At 70.6% G+C, this 18,973-nt stretch carries 19 protein-coding genes; 13 read left to right on the top strand and 6 right to left on the bottom strand.

Annotation, left to right across the window (positions count from 1 at the left end; all coding sequences use genetic code 11):
• Window positions 1–40 precede the first annotated feature (40 nt).
• From BJY17_RS15155 to BJY17_RS15120, 8 genes are all read left to right on the top strand, one after another.
• Window positions 41–589: a hypothetical protein gene (locus BJY17_RS15155; RefSeq protein WP_179552097.1), complete on the top strand. Its 549-nt coding sequence runs from the start codon at window positions 41–43 to the stop codon at window positions 587–589.
• Window positions 586–1,710 (top strand): efflux RND transporter periplasmic adaptor subunit, encoded by a 1,125-nt coding sequence (locus BJY17_RS15150; protein ID WP_179552096.1) that lies wholly within the window; start codon window positions 586–588, stop codon window positions 1,708–1,710. The genes BJY17_RS15155 and BJY17_RS15150 overlap by 4 nt, the downstream gene beginning before the upstream one ends.
• 17 nt (window positions 1,711–1,727) lie before the next feature.
• Complete coding sequence (locus BJY17_RS15145) at window positions 1,728–2,429, top strand: ABC transporter ATP-binding protein (RefSeq protein ID WP_179552905.1); 702 nt, start codon at window positions 1,728–1,730, stop codon at window positions 2,427–2,429.
• Window positions 2,426–3,613 carry an ABC transporter permease gene (locus tag BJY17_RS15140; RefSeq protein WP_322789861.1) on the top strand — a complete coding sequence of 396 codons (1,188 nt, stop codon included), beginning with the start codon at window positions 2,426–2,428 and terminating at the stop codon, window positions 3,611–3,613. The genes BJY17_RS15145 and BJY17_RS15140 overlap by 4 nt, the downstream gene beginning before the upstream one ends.
• A 156-nt stretch (window positions 3,614–3,769) precedes the next feature.
• Window positions 3,770–4,939, top strand: coding sequence for an ABC transporter ATP-binding protein (locus BJY17_RS15135; RefSeq protein ID WP_322789860.1), 1,170 nt, complete (start codon window positions 3,770–3,772; stop codon window positions 4,937–4,939).
• Between the two features lie 16 nt (window positions 4,940–4,955).
• The gene (locus BJY17_RS15130; RefSeq protein WP_179552094.1) at window positions 4,956–6,128 is read left to right on the top strand and encodes a polyamine ABC transporter substrate-binding protein; all 1,173 of its coding nucleotides are present in this window, start codon (window positions 4,956–4,958) and stop codon (window positions 6,126–6,128) included.
• On the top strand, window positions 6,121–7,047 hold the full coding sequence (locus tag BJY17_RS15125; RefSeq protein ID WP_179552093.1) for an ABC transporter permease: 927 nt from the start codon (window positions 6,121–6,123) through the stop codon (window positions 7,045–7,047). The genes BJY17_RS15130 and BJY17_RS15125 overlap by 8 nt, the downstream gene beginning before the upstream one ends.
• Window positions 7,044–7,919, top strand: coding sequence for an ABC transporter permease (locus BJY17_RS15120; RefSeq protein ID WP_179552092.1), 876 nt, complete (start codon window positions 7,044–7,046; stop codon window positions 7,917–7,919). Before BJY17_RS15125 ends, BJY17_RS15120 begins: the two co-directional genes overlap by 4 nt.
• A 90-nt stretch (window positions 7,920–8,009) precedes the next feature.
• Here the strand turns inward: BJY17_RS15120 and BJY17_RS15115 are convergent, their stop codons facing one another.
• Complete coding sequence (locus BJY17_RS15115) at window positions 8,010–8,486, bottom strand: hypothetical protein (RefSeq protein ID WP_179552091.1); 477 nt, start codon at window positions 8,484–8,486, stop codon at window positions 8,010–8,012.
• Window positions 8,487–8,616: 130 nt separating this feature from the next.
• The gene (locus BJY17_RS15110) at window positions 8,617–9,450 is read right to left on the bottom strand and encodes a dienelactone hydrolase family protein (protein ID WP_179552090.1); all 834 of its coding nucleotides are present in this window, start codon (window positions 9,448–9,450) and stop codon (window positions 8,617–8,619) included.
• A 100-nt stretch (window positions 9,451–9,550) separates the two neighbouring features.
• On the opposite strand from BJY17_RS15110, the gene BJY17_RS15105 reads away from it, so the two are divergent.
• The 5 genes from BJY17_RS15105 (at window position 9,551) to BJY17_RS15085 (ending at window position 15,116) form a co-directional block, all read left to right on the top strand.
• Window positions 9,551–10,105, top strand: a complete 555-nt coding sequence (locus BJY17_RS15105) for a cysteine hydrolase family protein (protein ID WP_322789859.1) — start codon at window positions 9,551–9,553, stop codon at window positions 10,103–10,105.
• 158 nt (window positions 10,106–10,263) lie between these two features.
• Window positions 10,264–11,748, top strand: a complete 1,485-nt coding sequence (locus BJY17_RS15100; protein ID WP_179552088.1) for an XRE family transcriptional regulator — start codon at window positions 10,264–10,266, stop codon at window positions 11,746–11,748.
• Between the two features lie 162 nt (window positions 11,749–11,910).
• Window positions 11,911–13,359, top strand: a complete 1,449-nt coding sequence (locus BJY17_RS15095; RefSeq protein ID WP_179552087.1) for an NAD(P)/FAD-dependent oxidoreductase — start codon at window positions 11,911–11,913, stop codon at window positions 13,357–13,359.
• On the top strand, window positions 13,356–13,715 hold the full coding sequence (locus BJY17_RS15090) for a cupin domain-containing protein (protein WP_179552086.1): 360 nt from the start codon (window positions 13,356–13,358) through the stop codon (window positions 13,713–13,715). Before BJY17_RS15095 ends, BJY17_RS15090 begins: the two co-directional genes overlap by 4 nt.
• 24 nt (window positions 13,716–13,739) lie before the next feature.
• Window positions 13,740–15,116 (top strand): NAD-dependent succinate-semialdehyde dehydrogenase, encoded by a 1,377-nt coding sequence (locus BJY17_RS15085; protein ID WP_179552085.1) that lies wholly within the window; start codon window positions 13,740–13,742, stop codon window positions 15,114–15,116.
• 101 nt (window positions 15,117–15,217) lie between these two features.
• On the opposite strand, the gene BJY17_RS15080 is transcribed toward BJY17_RS15085, so the two are convergent.
• The 4 genes from BJY17_RS15080 to BJY17_RS15065 all read right to left on the bottom strand — a co-directional run bounded on the left by BJY17_RS15080 (window position 15,218) and on the right by BJY17_RS15065 (window position 18,924).
• Complete coding sequence (locus tag BJY17_RS15080; protein ID WP_179552084.1) at window positions 15,218–15,928, bottom strand: winged helix-turn-helix transcriptional regulator; 711 nt, start codon at window positions 15,926–15,928, stop codon at window positions 15,218–15,220.
• Between the two features lie 10 nt (window positions 15,929–15,938).
• On the bottom strand, window positions 15,939–16,400 hold the full coding sequence (locus tag BJY17_RS15075; protein WP_179552083.1) for a VOC family protein: 462 nt from the start codon (window positions 16,398–16,400) through the stop codon (window positions 15,939–15,941).
• Window positions 16,401–16,535: 135 nt separating this feature from the next.
• Window positions 16,536–17,165: a hypothetical protein gene (locus BJY17_RS15070; protein WP_179552082.1), complete on the bottom strand. Its 630-nt coding sequence runs from the start codon at window positions 17,163–17,165 to the stop codon at window positions 16,536–16,538.
• Window positions 17,166–17,256: 91 nt separating this feature from the next.
• A complete protein-coding gene (locus tag BJY17_RS15065) occupies window positions 17,257–18,924 on the bottom strand; it encodes a PucR family transcriptional regulator (RefSeq protein WP_322789858.1) in 1,668 nt (555 codons plus the stop codon).
• Between the last annotated feature and the right edge of the window lie 49 nt (window positions 18,925–18,973).

Below are 18,973 nucleotides of genomic sequence, written 5' to 3'. Positions count from 1 at the left end.
GGTCCTGCGCCCATCACGGCGCGATCGAAAGGACTCACCCATGACCTCACGAACCTCTCGCGGCGCCCGCACCGGGCTCGCCCTCGCCGGCATCGGCCTGCTCCTGGCATTGACCGCCTGCGCCCCGAACGGAGGAGACTCCGCCGAACTGAAGTCGGGCGACTCGGATGCCGCTTACGAGGAGTGGTCGACCGAATTCACCTCCTGCATGAAGGACGAGGGCATCGACATCGGGATGGCGACCGGCGCCGACGGCTCCTCGAGCAGCGGCGGGACGAGCGACTCGAGCGCAGCCGTCGACCCCGACGAGATCGACCTCGATGCGATGGCGGCGGCGGAACGCACCTGCTTCGACAAGGTGGGCGATCCGCCCCCGGTGCCGGGCCAGCCCGACCAGGAGGAGATGAACGAGGCCTCGCTGCGCTTCTCCGCGTGCCTGCGCGAACGCGGCTACGACTTCGACGACCCGGAGATCTCGCCCGATGGCGCGGCCGGCATGACGGAGGCGATGTCGGCTGACGAGATCGACCCGGTCGACGCCGACGAGTGCGGCAAGCAGGCCGACTTCCCGACGATGGACGAGGAATGACCGAGCAGCACGCGCTGGCGGAGGACCAGATGACGGATGCCGCGGCGGCCCAGCCCGCCCGTCGGCGCCGCCGCACCCCGTGGCTGATCGCCGGTGCCTGCGTCGCCGTGCTCGGCATCGCCGGTGGGGTGCTCGCGGTGACGCTGCCGGCCTCATCGAAGGAGGACGGTGACGGGGCCGCGGCCGCCGACGTCGCGACGACCCCCGTCGACCGCGGCGACCTCACCGAACGGGTGCGCCTGAACGGGCGACTCGGCTACGGCTCCGTGCAGGAGCTCGGCACGAGCCTCGGCGGCACGATCACGTGGCTCCCCGACACCGGTGCCGTGCTCGACCGCGGCGCGACGCTGTTCCGGCTCGACGACGACCCGGTCGTGCTCCTCATCGGTGCGCTGCCGATGTGGCGCGGGTTCGCCGAGGGCATGGACGACGGCCCCGACGTGCTGCAGCTCGAGCAGAACCTCGCCGCGCTCGGCTTCTTCGAGCGGGAGCCCGACGAGGAGTTCGCCGGTTCGACGGCAGCGGCGATCGAGCGCTGGCAGGACTCGCTCGGCCTCGAGGAGACCGGCGCGATCGAGCCCGGTCGCATCGTGTTCGCGCCCGCTGCGGTGCGCGTCGCGCAGCACAAGGCGCAGATCGGCGGCGGCGCCGGGGCATCCGTCATCGCGGTCTCGGACACGGTGAAGCGCGTGACCGCGTTCATCGCACCGAACCTCGAGCCGATCGCCCCGGTCGGCACGCCGGTGCAGCTGACGCTGCCCGGCGGCGCCACGGTGCCGGGAAAGGTGAGTGCCGTCGGAGCACCGGTCGAGCAGGACGACGATCAGGGAGGGAAGAAGCTGAAGCTCCCCCTGACGATCACGCTCGACGACCCGGCGGCGGCCGATGGACTCGACGACGTCGCCGTGAACGGCGAGCTCACCGCCGTGCGTCGCGAGGATGCACTGCTCGTGCCGGTCACCGCACTGCTTGCACGCACGGGCGGTGGATTCGCCGTCGAGGTCGTGGCGAAGGGCGTCGTGGAGACCGTTCCGGTCGAGCTCGGCCTGTTCGCCGACGGACTCGTCGAGGTCACGGGCGGCGAGCTCGAGGCCGGCGACGAGGTCGTGGTGCCCGAGTGAGCGCCCCGCTGATCCGGATGCGCGGAGTGTCGCGCACCTACGGCTCGCCGCCCACCGTCGCCCTCTCGCACGCAGACCTCGACGTCGACCGCGGCGAGATGCTCGCGATCGTCGGGCCGAGCGGCTCGGGCAAGTCGACGCTCTTGAACCTCATGGGCACGCTCGACCGGCCGAGCTCGGGCGAGATCGAGATCGACGGATACGACACCGGTGCGATGGACGACGCCGAGCTCTCGGGGCTCCGCGCGCACACCATCGGGTTCGTGTTCCAGCAGTACCACCTCGCCGAGGGGGTCACCGCGCTCGACAACGTCGCCACCGGCCTGCTCTACGCGGGGGTGCCGAAGGCCGAGCGCCGGGCGCGAGCCGCGGTGGCGCTCGAACGCGTGGGTCTCGCCGCCCGCACCCGCCACCGCCCGAACGAGCTGTCGGGCGGCGAACGCCAGCGAGTCGCGATCGCACGTGCCGTCGTGGGCGAGCCGGCGCTGCTCCTCGCCGACGAGCCGACGGGCGCGCTCGATACGCGCTCGGGCGAGGCGATCGTCTCGATCCTCGCCGAGCTCAACGCCGCGGGCACCACGGTCGTCGTGATCACCCACGACCCGCAGGTGGCCGAGCGGATGCCTCGGCGCGTCGGCATCCGCGACGGCGTGCTGTCGAGCGGGACCGGAGGCGCTTCGAGCGCCGCGTCCGGTGTCATGGCCGGAGCCCGCTCGTGAACGGCCTGCGCTCCCGTCTCCGCGCCACGGACCTGCTCGGGCTCGGCCTGCACGGCCTTCGCGCCAGGCCGATGCGGGCCGTGCTCTCCGCCCTCGGCATCGCGATCGGCATCGCCGCGATGATCGCCGTCGTCGGCATCTCGACGTCGAGCGAGGCGCTCGTCAAGCAGAAGCTCGCGGCGCTCGGCACGAACCTGCTCACCGCGTCGGCGGGCTCGGACTTCTTCGGCGAGGAATCGGAGCTGCCCGCCGATGCGATCGATCGTGTGCGGCGCATCGACGGCGTCGAGCAGGCGAGCTGGCACGCGACGCTCACCGACCTGAACGTGTATCGCAACGCCCTCATCGATCCGGGCGCCACGGCCGGGCTGTCCGTGGTCGCCGCAGACCTCGACCTGCTGACCACGACGGGCACCGAACTCGCCTCCGGCGTGTGGATCAACGGCGCCACCGAGCAGTTCCCGGTCGTCGTGCTCGGCGACAAGGCCGCCGAGCGGCTCGGCATCGTCACGATCGGCAGCACCGTCGAGATCGGCGGCACGCCGTTCACGGTCGCCGGGATCCTCGAGCGTTCGCCGCTCGCCCCCGAACTCGATTCCGTCGCCATGATGGGCGGGCCGATCGCGGCCGAGCTCTTCGGGTTCACCGGGGCGCCGACGGTGATCTACGAGCGCTCGGCCGACGACCTCGTCGGGCAGGTGCGCGATCTCCTGCCGGCCACGATCAACCCGGAGTCGCCGAGCCAGGTGAAGATCAGCCGTCCCTCCGACGCGCTCGCGGCGAAGAACACGATCGACCAGGCGTTCACGGGCCTCCTCGTGGGCGTCGGCTCCATCGCCCTGCTCGTCGGCGGCATCGGAGTGGCGAACACGATGGTGATCTCGGTACTCGAACGACGTCAGGAGATCGGCCTGCGCCGGTCGCTCGGCGCGACGCGCGGGCACATCCGCTCGCAGTTCCTCGTCGAGGCGATCCTGCTCGCGCTCTGCGGCGGCATCGCGGGCACGGCCATCGGCTGGGTGATCACGGCGATCGTCGCGGGAGCGAACGGATGGCTCGTGACCGTGCCGGCCGCGGTGCTCGCCGCCGGCGTGGTGGCGACGGTCGTCGTCGGCGCCGTGGCCGGGGCCCTCCCGGCAGCACGGGCCGCGCGCACCTCGCCGACGGCCGCGCTGAACGCCTGACGCCGCCGAGCCGAAACTCCAGACGGACTGTCGGGCGGGCGCCGCCCGCCCGATGGTTTGTCGTGTTCGGAGCGGCTCGCATTGCGCGCACCGTGGCGCCCGGATTGAATGGCACTTCTGCGCGAGGACGCGCGGGCGAACAGGAGGTGCCACCAAGTGACCACGGCAACGACGACCGAGGCGAGAGCGACCACCGCGTCGCCCGGCGCAGAGGCACCCGGAACGGTCGTCATCGACGCCGTCACCAAGCACTACGGCGATGCGACCGCCGTCGACCGGCTCTCGCTCACGATCGAGGCGGGCGAGTTCATCTCGCTGCTCGGCCCCTCGGGCTGCGGCAAGACCACGACCCTGCGCATGATCGCGGGCTTCGAGGAGCCCGACGCCGGCGACATCCGCGTCTCGGGCGATTCGGTGCTCGGCGTGCCGCCGTACCGTCGCGACGTCAACACCGTGTTCCAGGCGTACGCGCTCTTCCCGCACATGTCGGTGGCCGAGAACGTCGCCTACGGGCTGCAGCAGAAGCGCACCCCGAAGTCGGAGATCCGCGAGCGGGTCGTCGACGCGCTCGACCTGGCGCAGATGCGCGGCTTCGCCGACCGTAAGCCCACCCAGCTCTCGGGCGGCCAGCAGCAGCGCGTCGCCCTCGCACGCGCCCTCGTCAACCGCCCCTCGGTGCTGCTCCTCGATGAGCCGCTCGGGGCGCTCGACCGGCAACTGCGCGAAGAGATGCAGCTCGAGCTGAAGCTCCTGCAGTCGCGTCTCGGCATCACCTTCGTCTTCGTCACGCACGATCAGGGCGAGGCGCTGTCGATGAGCGACCGCATCGCGATCATGCGCAGCGGCCGCATCGAGCAGCTCGCCGACGCCGACACGGTCTACGCCCGGCCCGCATCGGCCTACGTCGCGGCGTTCGTGGGGCAGCAGAACTTCTTCCGGGGCACGGTCGTCGAGGGCGGCGCCGTCGACTCGGCGCATTCCCTCGTGTACGACATGACCGCCGAGCTGCCCGTGGGCAGCACGGGCCTCGCAGCTGTGCGCCCCGAGTTCGTCAGCATCGACGCGGATGTCGCAGCCCGGGCATCCGATGCGTCGAACACCGCACGGGGCACCCTGATCGGCGTCTCGCACCTCGGCGAGACGATGCAGTACCTCGTGCAGCTCGGCGACGATCAGAGCCTCATCGTGCGCCGCCCCACGCCCGATGCGCCGCAGCTCGCCATCGGCGACGCGGTCGTGTGCTCGTGGCGCGCCGAGAGCGTGCTCCTCTTCCCGGCCGACGATGCGGCGAGCGCGAGCGGCTACGTCGCTCCGCCGACCGTCTGAGCGCCCGGGAGTCACGATGTCTTCCGAAGAGATCCGCATCCTCGCGCCCGCCGGCGCGGCCAAGACCATCCGTCGCGAACTCTCGCGGCGCCGTTTCCTGAGCTTCGCCGCCGCCGCGAGCTCGGCCGGGTTGCTCGCCGCCTGCGCGCCGACCGGTTCGCCCACCACCGCCCAGGCCTCCGGCGGCCCGCTCGAGAGCAGGCTGTCGATCTACACCTGGGGCGACTACGACGCTCCCGACGTGCTCGACGCCTTCACCGCCGACCTCGGTCCGAAGATCTCGCTCAGCGCCTTCAACTCGAACGAGGAGATGGTCGCCAAGCTCGTCGGGGCGCGCGGCACGAGCGGCTACGACATCGTCGTGCCGACCGGCACCTTCGTCGCCCAGATGGCCGAGCACGGACTGCTGGCCAAGCTGAACCACGATCTGATCCCGAACCTGAAGCACGTCGACCCGACGTTCCTCGGCCGGGCCTGGGATCCCGACAACGAGTACTCGATCTGCAAGGCGTGGGGCACGACCGGCTTCATCTACGACGTCACGGCGATCGACCGCGACCTGAAGGACTGGAACGACTTCATCGACGCCGCGAGGAACGAGGCGAGCGGCAAGACCTCCCTGCTCGACGACCCGTCGGAGCTCACCGGGCTGTACTTCTGGGCGAACGGCATCCCGTGGACCACGACCGACCCCGATCACCTCGACGCCGCTGAGGAGTTCCTCGTCGACCTCGCACCGCACATCTCGGCGTTCGACTCGTACCCCGGCGGCAGCGCCATCCCCCAGGCCACTCACATGCTCATGCAGGTCTACAACGGGGACGCCCGCCTCGGCATGCTCGAGAGCCCCGACCCCGATCGGTGGAAGTTCGTACTCGGCTCGCCGGCGACCGAGATCTGGATGGACAACTGGGCGATCGCCGCCGGCGCACCGAACCCCGAGGCCGCGCACGCGTTCATCGACTACGTGCTCTCGCCCGAGAACGCGCTCTCCGAGCTCGACTACATCGGCTACGACACGGGCGCGAAGGGCATCGCCGAGGCGGCGGCCGAGGCGGGCCTGCCGATGCTCGACCTCGTCTTCTTCCCACCCGAGCAGCTCGCGACCATGCACGAGGGCGAACTGACCGAGGCGCAGGAGCGCGTCGTGCAGATCTGGAACACGACGAAGGCGGCCGCAGGTGCGTAGACGACTCCCCGGATTCCTGCTCGCGGCGCCCGCCTGGGCGTGGCTCGTGATCTTCTTCGTCGCCCCCGTGGCGTTGGTCGTGTGGTTCAGCTTCGGCTACAAGCCGAGCATCTTCGCGACCCAGGCCACCGACAAGCTCTCGTTCGACCGCTACGCCGAGGTGTTCAGCCCGACGTTCTTCGCGACGTTCCAGAACACGCTGTGGGTCGGCGTCGCCGGCACCGTGCTGTGCTTCCTGATCGGACTCCCGGTCGCCTATTGGATGGCGGTGAAGGCTCCGCCGTCGCGGCGGGGTCTCCTCGTCGCGCTCGTGATGGTTCCGTTCTGGACGAACTTCCTCGTGCGCACCATCGGCTGGCAGGTCATCCTCTCTCCCGAGGGCTGGCTCTCGACGGCACTGCAGACGGTGGGCTTCGAGCCGCTCGCGATCCTGAACACGCGCGGCGCGGTGCTCCTCGGCGTCGTGTACAACTACCTGCCGCTCATGATCCTGCCGCTGTTCGTCGCGTTCGACCGGGTCAACGGGCCGCTCCGCGAGGCGTCGAAAGACCTCGGTGCCGGCAAGTGGACGACCTTCTTCCGCATCACCCTGCCGCTCGCGCAGCCCGGCATCATCGCGGGCGTGCTGCTCGTCTACATCCCGCTCATGGGCGACTACATCACCGCGACGGTGCTCGGCGGGGCGAAGGGCAACATGGTCGGCCAGCTCGTCGCGAGCCAGTTCCAGACCGCGCAGAACTGGGCGCTCGGCTCCGCGATGGCCGTCGTGCTGATCTTCGTGATCCTCGCCACCGTCGCCATCGGCGCCGCCATCGTGTGGCTCGTCACCCTGCCGATCCGGGCGAGCCACCGGCTCGTGATCGGCGCGCCGGCCGCTGCGCCGGCATCCGTCTCGATCCGTGAGGAGGTCGCGGCATGAGCGTTCGAGCAGCGCAGCGACAGGTGCGGCGGCCGCGCAGGGCGTGGTCGGATGTCGCGTTCAACGTGTGGGGCATCCTGGTGATGGTCTTCCTGTTCGCGCCCATCGCGGTCATCATCGTCTCCTCGTTCAACGTCGGGCGGCTGCTCGTCTCGTGGGACCACTTCGGGTTCGACTCGTTCCTCGCGCTGCTCGCGAAGCCGACGATCCGCGACGCGGTCTGGATCTCGGTGCAGACGGGCTTCATCGCCGCCCTCGTCGCCACGGCGCTCGGCACCCTCGCGGGCATCGCGATGGCGCGGCATCCGGGCAAGTGGGTGTGGTGGTTCATGGGACTGCTGCTGCTCGTCTCGGTCACGCCCGAGATCGTCGACGCGGTCGCCCTGCTGCCGTGGATGGTCTTCCTCGGGCAGGACCTCGGCATGGCGGTCTTCAACGACGGCATCGTGCGCCTCGTGATCGGCCACTCGCTGTTCTCGATCACGGTGGTCTCGTACCTGGTGCGTGCGCGGCTCGTGGGCCAGGAGGCGCAACTCGAGGAGGCCTCGGCCGACCTGTACGCGACGCCGACCCGCACGTTCCGCAAGGTCACCCTGCCGCTCGCGATGCCGGCGGTCTTCGCCGGATTCATGCTGTCGTTCACGTTCAGCCTCGACAACACGGTCATCGCGGCATTCGTCTCGGTCTCGGGGTCGACGCCGTGGCCGGTCTACGTGCTGAGTGCGCTGCGCAGCGGCCTGAAGCCCGAGATCGCAGCGGTCTCGACGATCATGCTCGTGCTCACGCTCATCGCACTCGCGCTCGTCGCGCTCGTGCTGAAACGCTCGGGAGACTCGGCGGCCGACATCGCCCGCACGATGGGCGGCGGCTGAATCGTCCGCATCGTCGCGCACGCGCAGCACACGCGACAGGGGCGGGAGCAGATGCTCCCGCCCCTGTCGTGTCAGTGGCGCCGTGCGCGACTAGCCGATCGTCGAGCAGACGCCGACCAGGTCCGTCATGGACGTCTGCAGCGTCGCGGCCTGCTCGCTGATCTTCGTCATGTCGACGCTGGCCGGGTCGGTGGTGATGGCCGAGATCAGCTCGGAGTACGCGGTCACGGCGTCGGCCGCCCCGGTTGCGACGACGGAGACCTCTTCGTTCGAGATCTGGCCGGAGGCCTCCGTGAGCGACGTCTTGACCGTCTCGAACGCGGCGAGCGCGGCTGCCGCGTCGGACATGTCCACGGTCGTCAGGCCCGTGAGCTCCTCCATGCTGGACTTGACGATCTCGCAGGCCTCGTCCTTGGTCTGGCCGGCTTCCGCCTTCGGCTCGGGCTTGGAGGCCTCGGCCGATGCCTCGCCCTTGGTGGTGTCCGCAGCGGTGCCGGCGGCGCAACCCGTGAAGAGCAGGGCGAGCGCGGCGAGCGAGCCGGCGGCGATCAGGCGTGTAGACGTCATGTGTCTGGTTCCCCTTCGGATGCGGGCCGATCCGACCCCCGGACATCCAACCAGTCGCCGCAACCGCTCGCGATGGGGAGCACTCCCCATCGGTCGCCGTGCGGGCGATCAGCGATCGACCGCCGATGCGTCAGGCAGGGGCGTCGGACGCCTCCGCCGGCGCGAGCCGCGCGCGGAGGAACTCGATCATGCGTCCGCGCTCCTTGAACGCCCGATTCGGCGGGTCCTCGCGCACGGCACCGGTGAGCACGGAGTGCGCGCCCTTGGGCGTTCCGTCCGAACTGTCCGCGCCCGACGGGAGACGCACGAGCGTGGCCGCGCGCCCGAGGTGGCGCTCGAGGGCGACCATCCTCGCATCGCCCGACCTGGCGTCCTGCGTGAATCGGAGGCCGAGCACGCATGGTGCCGAGTCGGGGCGGGATGCCGCGTACCGCTCGAGCGCCTCACCGGGCACGCCGACGCTCCGCGCACGTGACCGGCTCACCGGGAACGGGGCCGCAGGCTGACTCACGACGGCGGCCCGGATCTCGTCGGTCGTCACCGCCGTCGCGATCGCGAATCCCCCGGTGAAGCACATGCCGATGATGCCGACGCCACGACCGGGGGTCCGCTCGGCGAGGTCGCCCGCCACGAGCCGGAGGAAATCGGTGACCTGCCCCCTGAGATCGAGCGAGAAGGCGCGGAACTCGGCCATGATGCAGAGCCTGGCCACTGCGGCGACCTGACCGACGACGCCCGGCCGACGGCCCGGCACGCCGAAGAGCGACGGCATGACCACGGTGAACCCGTGGTCGACGAGGAGGTCGCCGAGTGCGATCGTGCTCGGAACGATGCCGGGGATCTCGGGCAGCAGGATGACCCCCGGACCGTCGCCGCGCTCGAGGCATTCGACCGCGAGCGTTCCATCGGAGACCATGGTGCGCTGCCATCGACCGAGTTCGGGCAGTGCGTCGGCGTCGGTCATCGGGTGCTCCGCTCGCTCGGGATGCGGCCAGCCTAGAACCGCGACGCCCGGCACCGACAGGGGTCCCCGCTGGGACACCCCATGGGCTAGCGTGGCTCGCGTGACCCGGACGCTTGTCATCATCGACATCCAGAACGACTACTTCGAGGGCGGCGCGCACCCGCTGGTCGGCCCCGAAGCCGCCGCCGTCAACGCCGCGCGCCTGTTGGCATCGCACCGCCAGGACGGCCAGCCCGTCGTGCACGTGCAGCACGTGTGGGATGCCCCCGACGCCGAGTTCTTCGCCCCCGGCACGCACGGCGTCGAGATCCACCCGCTCGTCGCCCCCGCCGACGGCGAGCCCGTCGTCGTCAAGGCGAACCCCAACTCCTTCCTCGGCACCGACCTCGACGCACGCCTCCGCGAGGCCCGCGCCGATGTCGACGGCGTCGTGATCGTCGGCATGATGTCGAGCATGTGCGTCGACGCGACCGTGCGCGCGGCCGCCGACGCGGGCTATTCCGTGACGGTCGCCCACGACGCGTGCGCCGCTCCCGACCTGGCGTTCGGCGGTTCGGTGGTGCCCGCCGCGCAGGTGCACGGCGCGTTCATGGCGGCGCTCGGCGACAGCTACGCCGAGGTCGTTTCGACCGACCAACTGCTCGCGGGCCGGTAGCTCGCGAGCTGCGGCCGCGCGCGGGCGAGCAGAACAGCAAGATTTCACGCGCGACATCCGCTGGTCACCGCAGTTTCGTCACAATGCGCGGCTCGAATGCGGAACTCTCGCTGTTCTTCCGTTTGTGGCTTCCGGCCGCTCGTGTCACCATCGAAGACATGATCACCGCGGATCGCAGCGCGAACCCCTCCCCCGACCTCGCAGAGACGAGCGCCGACGAGGTCGACGCGCTCACGCTCGGCCGCCGCATCCGCGATCGTCGAACGGCCCGCAACATGACCCTCGGCGAGCTGGCCGCCGCGATCGACCGGGCACCGAGCCAGGTCTCGGCGATCGAGAACGGCAAGCGCGAACCGCGGCTCTCGATGCTGCGGACGATCGCCCTCGCGCTCGGCACGAGCGTCGACGAACTGCTGCGAGCGGATGCCCCATCGGAACGCGCCGCCCTCGAGATCGCCGTCGAGCGCGCCCAGCGCGGTCCGGTCTTCGCGGCGCTCGGGCTGCCCTCGTTCCGCGTCGCGAAGGGCATGAACGACCAGACTCTGCAGACGATCCTGAGCCTGCACAACGAGATCGACCGCCTGCACCGCGAGCGCGCCGCGACGCCTGAAGAGGCGCGTCGGGCCAACGCGCAACTGCGCGCCGAGATGCGCGCCCGAGACAACTTCTACCCCGAACTCGAGGCGAAGGCGGCCGAGCTGCTCGAGGCCGTCGGCCACACCGGGGGCCCGGTCTCGCACCAGCTCGTGGCCGACATGGCGAGCCATCTCGGCTACTCCCTGCACTACGTGGGCGACCTGCCCCACTCGACCCGATCGGTGACCGACAAGCGCAACGGCCGCATCTACCTGCCGACGCAGCAGTCGCCGTCACGCGACTCCCGCTCACCGATCCTGCAGGCGCTCGCGAGCCACCTGCTCGGGCACGAGGAGCCGAGCGGCTACGCCGACTTCCTGCGCCAGCGCATCGAGACGAACTACCTGACGGCGGCGATCCTGCTGCCCGAGCAGGCGGCGGTGCGCTTCCTCACCGAGGCGAAGAACCTGCGCCGCATCTCGATGGAGGACCTGCGCGACGCCTTCGCCGTCTCCTACGAGACGGCCGCGCACCGGTTCACGAACCTCGCCACGGCCAGGCTGGGCATCCCCGTGCACTTCACGAAGGTGCACGAGTCGGGCACGATCATCAAGGCCTACGAGAACGACCGCGTGCGGTTCCCCTCCGACGCGCTCGGCGCGATCGAGGGCACGACGATGTGCCGCAACTGGACGGCACGCACGGTCTTCGACGTCGAGGACCGCTTCAGCCCCTGGTACCAGTACACCGACACCCCGTCGGGCACGTTCTGGTGCACCTCGCGCATCGAGAAGGCGAAGGAGGGCGAGTACTCGGTCTCGGTCGGCGTGCCGTTCGAGCACGTGAAGTGGTTCCGCGGACGAGAGACACCGCATCGTGCGGTGTCACGATGCCCCGACCCCGCCTGCTGCCAGGCGCCGACCGGGCTCGCCGATCGATGGGCGGATGCCTCGTGGCCCGCAGCCCGTACTCCGACGAGCCTGCTCGCGGCCCTGCCGACGGGCACCTTCCCCGGCGTCGACCAGACCGAGGTCTACCAGTTCCTCGAGACGCACTCACCGAGCTGAGCGGCGACGCGGCGACGCGGCGATGCGAGCCGCGCCTCGTGTCCGGCCGCCGTGTCCGGCCACCGTGTCCGGCCGCGAGGAGATGTCGAGACACGACGAACTGGCGCGCGTGCATCCCCCGCGAAAGGATGGAAGCACCACAACCGCATCGGAGTGATACCCGTGGGCACCACCGTCTTCGAACGACACCAGCCGCCGGCATCCGTCATCGCCCATTCGCTCGAGCACACCGCTCGTTCGGTGTTCTGGCTCGACGACCTGCCCGAGGGGGCTGTGGGCGGTCGCCCGAAGCTCACCGGCGACCGCGTCGCCGACCTGGCCATCGTCGGCGGCGGCTACACCGGCCTCTGGACGGCAGTGCTCGCCAAGCGCCGCAACCCCGACGCGCGCATCGTGCTCGTCGAGGCGAAGAGCATCGGCTGGGCGGCATCCGGTCGCAACGGCGGCTTCTGCGAAGCGAGCCTCACGCACGGTGACGAGAACGGCAAGGCCCGCTGGCCGAAGGAGATGCCGACGCTGCACCGCCTCGGCATGCAGAACCTCGACGCGATCGAGGCCGCAGAGGCCGAGTACGGCATGGACTTCCACTTCGAGCGCACGGGCATGCTCGCGCCGGCGATCGAGGAGCACCAGGTCGAGTGGCTGCGCGACTGGCACGCCGAAGCCGTCGAACACGGCGAAGAGGGCGTCGTCTTCCTCGACCAGGAGGCCGTGCGGGCCTCGGTCGCATCGCCGACCTACCTGGCAGGCGTCTGGGAGCAGCGCACGAACGCCATGGTGCACCCCGCACGGCTCGTCTCCGAGCTCGCCCGCGTCGCCGAAGAGCTCGGCGTCGAGATCTTCGAGCACTCCCCCGTCAAGCGCCTCGACACCCCCGGCTCGACCGGCGCGGTGTCGGTCATCACCGACGAGGGTCGTGTCGACGCCGCGCACGCCGTGCTCGCGACCAACGTGTTCCCGTCGCTTCTGAAGCGCAACCGCCTCATGACCGTGCCGGTCTACGACTACGTGCTCATGACCGAGCCCCTGTCGCAGCAGCAGCTCGCCGACATCGGGTGGAACGACCGCCAGGGCATCGGCGACATGGCCAACCAGTTCCACTACTATCGCCTGTCGAAGGACAACCGCATCCTCTTCGGCGGCTACGACGCGATCTACAACTACGGCCGCAAGGTGCGCTCGGAGTACGAGAACCGTCCCGAGAGCTGGCAGAAGCTCGCGAGCCACTTCTTCACCACGTTCCCGCAGCTCGAGGGCCTCCAGTTCAGCCATCAGTGGGCGGGCGCGATCGACACGAGCACCCAGTTCACGGCGTTCTTCGGCACCGCGCGCGACAACCGCGTCGCCTACGCCGCCGGCTTCACGGGCCTCGGCGTCGGCTCGACCCGGTTCGCGGCCGAGGTCATGCTCGACCTGCTCGAGGGCCGCGACAACGAGCGCACGCAGCTCGAGATGGTGCGGAAGCGCCCCTTGCCCTTCCCTCCCGAGCCCGCCGCGTCGATGGGCATCAACGCGACCCGCTGGTCGCTGAACCGCGCCGACCACAACCGGGGCAAGCGCAACGTCCTGCTGAAGACCCTCGACGCACTCGGATTGGGGTTCGACTCATGAGCGACGACCTCCGCCTCATCGCCGGCGCGCTGACGGATGCCCCGGGGCTCGTGCTCGAGCACGAGCCGGTGCCGGCCGACCAGGTCGTCGCGGGCGCGCCCGCCACCGGCTACCAGGCACTCGACTCGTCGGAGGCCGGCGAGATCGGCGTCTGGGAGATGACGCCCGGCGCGATGCGCGACGTCGAGGTCGACGAGGTCTTCGTCGTGCTCGCGGGCGCCGCGACGGTCGAGTTCGAACATCCCATCGCCGACCCGATCATCCTCGCCCCGGGCGCGGTCGTTCGACTGGAGGCCGGCATGAAGACGATCTGGACGGTGCGCGAGACGCTCCGCAAGGTGTTCATCTCGCGCTGAGGCGCGACCGAGGAGGATCACAGAATGGCGAAGTACCGAGTACAGAACCCCGCGACCGGCGAGATCGTCGAGACCTTCGAGTCGGCGACCGACGAGCAGATCGAGCAGACCCTCGCGGCCGCCGACGGCGCGTACCGCGAGTGGCGCGAGCGCAGCGTTCAGGAGCGCGCCGCAGCGGTGAAGCGCGTGGCCGAGCTGTTCGAGGAGCGCAAGGAGGAGCTCGCCCGGCTCATCGCCCTCGAGATGGGCAAGTCGCTGGCCGAGTCGATCGACGAGGTCGAGTTCGCGACCGCGATCATCGACTACTACGCCGTGTACGGGCCGGGCCTGATCACCGACCAGGAGATCCCGAGCACGATCCCCGGCAAGGCGATCATCGAGCAACTGCCCGTGGGTGCGCTGCTCGGCGTGATGCCGTGGAACTTCCCCTACTACCAGGTCGCCCGTTTCGCGGCGCCGAACCTCGTGCTCGGCAACACGATCATCCTGAAGCACGCCGACATCTGCGCGCGCTCCGCCCTGACGATCCAGGAGATCATGGAGGAGGCCGGGGTCCCGGTCGGCGGGTACCAGAACGTGTTCGCCTCGCACGACCAGATCGCGACGATGATCGCCGACCCCCGGGTCCAGGGCGTCTCGCTCACGGGCTCCGAGCGGGCGGGCGCCATCATCGGCGCGCAGGCCGGCCAGCACCTCAAGAAGTGCGTGCTCGAACTCGGCGGCATCGACCCGATGGTCGTGCTCGACGCCGACGACGTGGCGGGTGTCGCGAAGGCGGCCTGGGACTTCCGCGTCTACAACGGCGGCCAGGTGTGCAACTCGAACAAGCGGATGATCGTGATGGACGACATCTACGACGAATTCGTCGCGGAGCTCCGCCGTCTCGCCGACGGGCTCGAGCCCGGCGACCAGCTGGACCTCGGCGAGGGGCAGTACGCGCCGATGTCGACCCGCGTCGCGGCCGAGACCGTGAACGCCCAGGTGCAGAAGGCCGTCGCCGCGGGTGCGACCCTCGAGGCCGGCGGCGTGCTGTCCGACGGACCCGGCGCGTACTACTCGCCCGCCGTGCTGACGGGCGTGCCCCGCGACTCCGAGTCCTACCGCGAGGAGATCTTCGGGCCGGTCGCGACCGTCTACCGGGTGCACAGCGACGAAGAGGCGCTCGAGCTCGCCAACGACTGCGACCTCGGACTCGGCGGCTCCGTGTTCTCGACCGACGAGGCACGCGCTGCCCGGGTCGCATCGCGACTCGAGGTCGGCATGACGCACGTGAACACCATCGCGGCCGAGGCCGCCGAGCTGCCCTTCGGCGGTGTGAAGCGCTCCGGCTTCGGGCGCGAGATGGGCCCGGTCGGCATCGGCGAGTTCGCCAACCGCCGCCTCTCGTTCGTCGCGAAGTAGTCCTCCGACTGAGCCCCGATCGGGTGCGGCGCGTGACGCCGCACCCGATCGTCGTATCCCGGAGTCGATGCTCTCGACGGGTTCACCGGGTGCAGGGCGCACTACGCCGCCGCGGCGACGACCTCGGTCGGCGGCCCCACCGGCTCGATGCGGAAGGTCAGCCCGAACCGCTCGACCAGCTCGTCGCCGCCCGCGAGCACCGTCGCACCGGCCGAGTCGCCGGCCAGCACCCCGCGGAGCGCCACCGGGTCGAACTGCAGTTCGAGCACGGCCGACGGCACCGGCTCGAACACCGAGCGCCGCTGCGGCTGCGGAAGCGCCCCGGCGCCGACCGGCACGACATCGAGCGTGCCGCCGACGACGATCGCCGACACCGAGACATCCGCGACATGCAGCACGTACTCGGTAGGCGGCAGCGAGGCCGCGGCATCCGCTCGGAATGCGGCGCGGAGCGCGACGGCGAGCGCGTCGTGGGTGACCGTTTCGCCTTCTGCTGGCTCGCCGAGCACCGACCAGCCCCACCGCTCGAGCGCGATGACGACGGGTTCGAGCCCGCGGCCGAGCGGCGTGAGCTCGTAGCCGCCGCGCACCGTCGGCACGCGGCGCACGACGCCCGAGTCCTGCAACTCCTTGAGCCGGTCGCTCAGGATGTTGGTCGGGATGCGCGGGAGCCCCGCCTTCAGGTCGCCGTACCGGCGCGGGCCGACGAGCAGGTCGCGGACGATGAGCAGTGCCCATCGGTCCCCGACCCGCTCGAGCGCTCGGGCCACTCCCCCGTACTGGCCGAAGCCGCGCGCGCCTCGTGTCGCCATGCGGTGCGCGTCAGGCCGTGGCCGACGGGGCAGCGGCGCCCTGCCCGGCCATGTAGGCGTCGGGGCCCTGCTCGGCCGCCGTCGGCTCCATGAAGAGGAACCCGAGGATGTTGCCGTCGGGGTCTTCGAGGTCGCGCGAGTACATGAAGCCGTAGTCCTGCGCCTCGCGCGGCTCGCTGCCACCGGCGGCGAGTCCCTTGACGAGCACCGCGTCGACCTCGTCGCGCGAGTCGCGGGTGAACGAGATGCTCGTCTGGGCGTGCGTCTTCGTGTCGATGATCTGCTTGTCGGTGAACGTGGCGAGGTAGTCGCGAGTGAGCACCATGAAGTAGATGTTCTCGTCGAGCACGACGCACGCCGCGTTCTCATCGGTGAAGAGCGGGTTGATGCTGAAGCCCAGGGCCTCGTAGAAGCTCTTCGAGCGCTCGAGGTCGGTGGTGGGCAGGTTCACGAAAATACTGGTCGCGGTCATGATCGCCTCCAAGGGATCGTCAGTGACTACCGGATGATTCGCGTCTAGCTTGCTCTTTGCAAGTGCACTTGTCAATAGCAAGTAGAAGAGATTCCGGTACGCGACGACGATCCAGGCCGCCTCCTCCAGGCGAGGTCAGCCGCAGAGCTCCTTCGGGGGGAACTGGCTCGCAGTCGCCCCGATCTGCGTCACCACGTCGTCGCGCAGGCTGAACACGAGCCACGACCCGTCGGCATCGGCGACGGCGTACGCGGTCGTGTCGGACGGATACGGGATCACGGACTCGACGATGCCCGGGTACGCGGCCTGCAGATCGGCGAGCGTCGCTCCGAGGCTGATTCCCGCCGCCGTGGCCGGCGACTTCGCATCGGTCGCGTCACCCGCCGCCCAGACCTGGCGGATCGTGTCGCCGTCCTGCTCCAGGCCGACGTAGACCGTGGCCGAGGCATCGGCGGTGAAGTACACGGCGCCCGAGCACATGGTCTCGACGGCCATCCCCGCGAGCTGTGCTTCGACGGCTCCCCAGCTCGCGCCCCGCTCGATCGCACCGATGCCGGCCGAACCCGCGACCCACGTCGACATGTCCCCGGGATCCAGCGGTGCGGCGCTCGGGGTGGCGACCGGCTCCTCCGATGCCGGAGCCTCGGCCGACGGGGCCGGCGACGGCGACACGGGCGACGCGGCCTCCGACGACGGGCTGCATCCCGAGAGCGCCACGAGGCCCCCGACGATGATCACCAGCACTGCACTGCGCACGATGTTCAATTCCACTCCTCGTGTGAGAAGCCGACCCGATCGGCCGGCGGCCGAACGGCCGAACGTCGGCAGTGGCGCAACACTACCGGCGAAGGCGGGCTCAGCGCACGACACTCCGCCGCACGAGCAGCGCGAGGTGCAGCGCCGTCAGGGTCTCGCCGTCATCGAGGTCGACGCCCAGCAGATCTCCGATGAGCGCGAGCCGCTGATAGAACACCGAACGCGACAGGTGCGAAGCGGATGCCGCGGCCGTGCGGTTGCCCGGATGCGCGAGCACCGCGCCGAGCACGTCGAGCAGATCTCCTTTGCGAGCCAGGTCGTAGTCGATGAGCGGTTCGAGCATGCGCTCGCCGTGCTCGAGCAGCCGGTGGTCGTCGCGGAGCGCGGTCACGAGCCGCATCAACGGCCGGTCATCGGACCGCCGCAGCACCGGGCCGCGAGCCGAGCGGCGGGCCGGCCCCCTGGCCAGGTCGATCGCCTCCTGCACCGACCCGAGCAGGGCGTCGAGATCGCTCGCCTCGGAGCCGATCGAGAGCACGAGCCGGTCGAGCATCGCCGAGTCGCCCGCGGCGAGCGCTGCGGCGAAGGTGTTCAGCGATGCGTCGTCGAGCGTGCGCGAGGCCGGCAGCGAGAGCACGACGATCGTGGCCGTCGGCGCACCGGCGCTCTCGGGGGCCGCCCCGGCGAGCGCCCGCCCGCCGAGCTCGCGCGCCGCGGCATCCGCCGTCGCCGCGACCGCGCCGCCGGTGACCACGACGCCGAAGAGGCGCGCGCCCTCGAGCGGCAGGCCCGCGGCCTCGATGCGCGCCGAGGCCGCAGGCAGACCTGCGAACCTGCCGTCGAGCAGTCCGTCGACGAGGCGCTGGCGCCCGATGCGCACCCACTCGTCGGCCGCACCGTCGGCGAGTCGGCCGAGGGCGAGTGCGATCGCGCCCTGCTCGAGCACGCTCGTGCGTCCCGCAGGATGCGCCGGCCCCGGCAGGGCGATGAGGTGGCCCCAGCGGATGCCCCGCGCCTCGACCGGCACGATCAGCCACTCGTCGGCCGCGACACCGTTGCCGAGGCGACGCTGCTCGTCGTGCCGTCGATGCGCAGCCCTCGACCGGCTCTCCCAACGGGTGAAGAGCTCGACCTCGGCGGCGAGCGGCACCTCGGCGGCCACGACCTCGTGGGCGAGGTTCTCGAGCACCACCGCGGCGCCGAGCGTCTGGGCGAGCTGCTGCACGATGAAGTCGGGCGGCGAACCGCGCAGCGCGAGGGCGGTGAAGCGCTCGCGCACCTCGTCGCGAGCGCGAAGGGCCGCCGTCTGCACCGAGATGATGCGGCTGTGCACCGCCTCGGTCAGCGCGACGAACTTGACCTCGCGGTGCAGGGCGACGAGGGCGAGACCGTGCTCGCGTGCCGCCGACTCGACGACGGCCGGCACGTAGCGGTAGTGCACGCCGAGTTCGAGCACGAGGCCCGCGACGCCCACGTCGACGAGGCCGCCGATGAACGCGGCGAGCTCAGCCGGCTCGGTCGGCCAGCCCGATCCCGTGGTGAGCAGCAGCTCGCCGCCGTTCAACAGCCGCGCGACTCCCGCGCTGTCGGAGACGTGCGCCCAGCGCACGTGCGCGTCGAGCGCCTCACCGCCCGAGAGCACCTCGGGGATGCCCTGCGCGACCGCGGGGATCGTGAGGATCTCGCGCACGGTCGGGAGCCCGTCATCGGCCGGCTCGAGCACCGGACGGTTCGTCTGAATCGCCTCATCTTCGCGACGATCTGCCACCGGAGTCGCCTTTCTTCCTCTGTCACACTGAGATTACGAAGCCTAGTCG

The organism is Agromyces hippuratus, from assembly GCF_013410355.1.
GTDB classification, from domain to species: Bacteria; Actinomycetota; Actinomycetes; order Actinomycetales; family Microbacteriaceae; genus Agromyces; species Agromyces hippuratus.
This window is presented reverse-complemented; position numbering and strand designations above follow the sequence as displayed.